The organism is Cupriavidus necator (assembly GCF_040578825.1).
GTDB lineage: Bacteria > Pseudomonadota > Gammaproteobacteria > Burkholderiales > Burkholderiaceae > Cupriavidus > Cupriavidus necator_E.
This window is the reverse complement of sequence record NZ_JBEFLI010000168.1, coordinates 1-1,727: the sequence shown is the minus strand read 5'-3', so window position 1 is coordinate 1,727 and position 1,727 is coordinate 1. Positions and strand designations below refer to the sequence as shown.

Sequence of the window (1,727 nt, the reverse complement as noted above, 5' to 3'; positions counted from 1 at the left end):
GTGTAGGCGAACCAGACCGCAGGTGCAGCATCCGAACCCGATGCGCGATCGTCCCGCACGTAAGCCCATAGTCTTCCCGTCTTGGTCTGTCCCTTACCTGGCGCAAGTACCGGCAGCGGTGTGTCGTCCGCGTGCACCTTGCCAGGCATCATCACGTATCGGTGCAAAGCCTCGACCAGGGGGCGTACCAGCGCACCGCAAGCGCCGACACCGCGAGCCATGGTCGTGCGGTCCAGCTCCACGCCCTGCCGGGCATAGATGGCGGCTTGGCGGTACAGCGGTTGATGATCAGCGTATTTGGCAACCAGTATGTGAGCGTGCAGCCCCGCCGTGGCAATGCCGCGCTCAATCGGCCGGCTTGGCGCCTCAGCCTGGACGATGCAATCACAACAGGCGCAGGCCTTCTTGCGCCGAACCTGCCGAATCACCCTGAATGAACTGCTGATGATATCGAGTTGCTCCGAGATGTCCTCGCCCAGCGGCTTGAGCTTACCGCCGCACTCTGGACAGGCTTCGGTCTCAGGCTCGAGAATGCGCTCCTCCCGCTCCAAGTGCTCCGGCAACGGCTTGCGTACCGCTTTCTTCCGGACAGGAGGGGTAGCCTGCGGATCGGCTTCGGTTTCGGCCGCACCTTCCTCGGCCAGCAGATCTTCTAGTCGGGTCTCGAGCTGTTCAATCTGTCGATCCAGCTTCTCGGACTTCTGGCCAAACTGCATCCGCCTCAGCTTCGAGATCTGCAGATTTAGCTGCTCGATCTCCATGGAGCGGACCACCAAGGCCCGTTCCATGAGTGCGATCGATTCCCGCTGTGCCAACACCAAGGCCTTCAGGGCCTCAATGTCGTCGGGGAGATCGCTGGGGTCGATTGGCATGCGCGGCAGTTTACGCACATGCCGCAAGGTTTACAACACCGACAGTGGCGGCCAGGTGCGCTCGGGCTGCTTCCAGTTGATCCCCTCCAGCAGCATCGACAACTGCGCTTGCGTCAGGTGGATCTTGCCGCTGTCGGCCTGCGGCCAGACGAAACGTCCACGCTCCAGGCGCTTCGAGAGCAAGCAAAGCCCATCGCCCGTTGACCACAACACCTTGATGACATTGCCGCGCCTGCCGCGGAAGACGAAGACATGGCCGGAGAACGGGCTCTCCTGCAGAGTCGCCTCCACCTTCGCTGCGAGCCCGTTGAATCCGCAGCGCATGTCGGTCACGCCTGCAGCGATCCAGATGCGTGTTCCCGCCGGCAACCCGATCATGGCGTCAAACGGTCCAGTACGGTACGCAACGTGGCCGGGTCGACTGCCCCTTCAATGCGAATCACCCCTCGGCCCAAACGGATCTCAATGGCGCCGTGCGGCGGCGTCGGCTCGCAAACCGCAGCGGCCGGACTCATTGGCATCGGACCGGGTGGCGAGCTTGGGTGTTCAACGGTCACCGGCAACAACACCGCGGCTTCCTGGCGCTGCTCCATTCGATAGCGTCGGCGCCAGGTGAACAGCATGTTCGCGTTGATGCCGTGCTCGCGCGCCAATTTCGATACCGAGACACCCGGCTCACACGCAGCGGCTGCCAACCGCCGCTTGAATTCCTCGCTGTGGTTCGGCCGGCCTTTGCGACTGCCGGCGACTGGTTCTTCCTGTGACTGTGACAAAGTAGTTCCCATCACTATTTGGTGGGAACTACTTTGGCGCCACTCTACTGAACGGTACAGACGGTGCTGGCGACTCGCTTAC

At 62.4% G+C, this 1,727-nt stretch carries 2 protein-coding genes and 1 pseudogene; all 3 read right to left on the bottom strand.

Annotated elements, in window-relative coordinates:
- Positions 1 to 872 (bottom strand): annotated as a pseudogene (locus AB1I47_RS33680) (IS66-like element IS883 family transposase); the annotation flags it as partial.
- A 30-nt stretch (positions 873 to 902) separates the two neighbouring features.
- Positions 903 to 1,250, bottom strand: coding sequence for an IS66 family insertion sequence element accessory protein TnpB (tnpB, locus tag AB1I47_RS33675; protein ID WP_011154074.1), 348 nt, complete (start codon positions 1,248 to 1,250; stop codon positions 903 to 905).
- Positions 1,247 to 1,657 carry an IS66-like element accessory protein TnpA gene (gene tnpA, locus AB1I47_RS33670; RefSeq protein ID WP_354687971.1) on the bottom strand — a complete coding sequence of 137 codons (411 nt, stop codon included), beginning with the start codon at positions 1,655 to 1,657 and terminating at the stop codon, positions 1,247 to 1,249. Before tnpA ends, tnpB begins: the two co-directional genes overlap by 4 nt.
- Positions 1,658 to 1,727: the final 70 nt, after the last annotated feature.

What these genes read in the sequence shown, in the direction of transcription:
- tnpB (WP_011154074.1), bottom strand. Translation starts at nt 1,250, where the DNA reads ATGATCGGGTTGCCGGCGGGAACACGCATCTGGATCGCTGCAGGCGTG.
- tnpA (WP_354687971.1), bottom strand. Translation starts at nt 1,657, where the DNA reads ATGGGAACTACTTTGTCACAGTCACAGGAAGAACCAGTCGCCGGCAGT.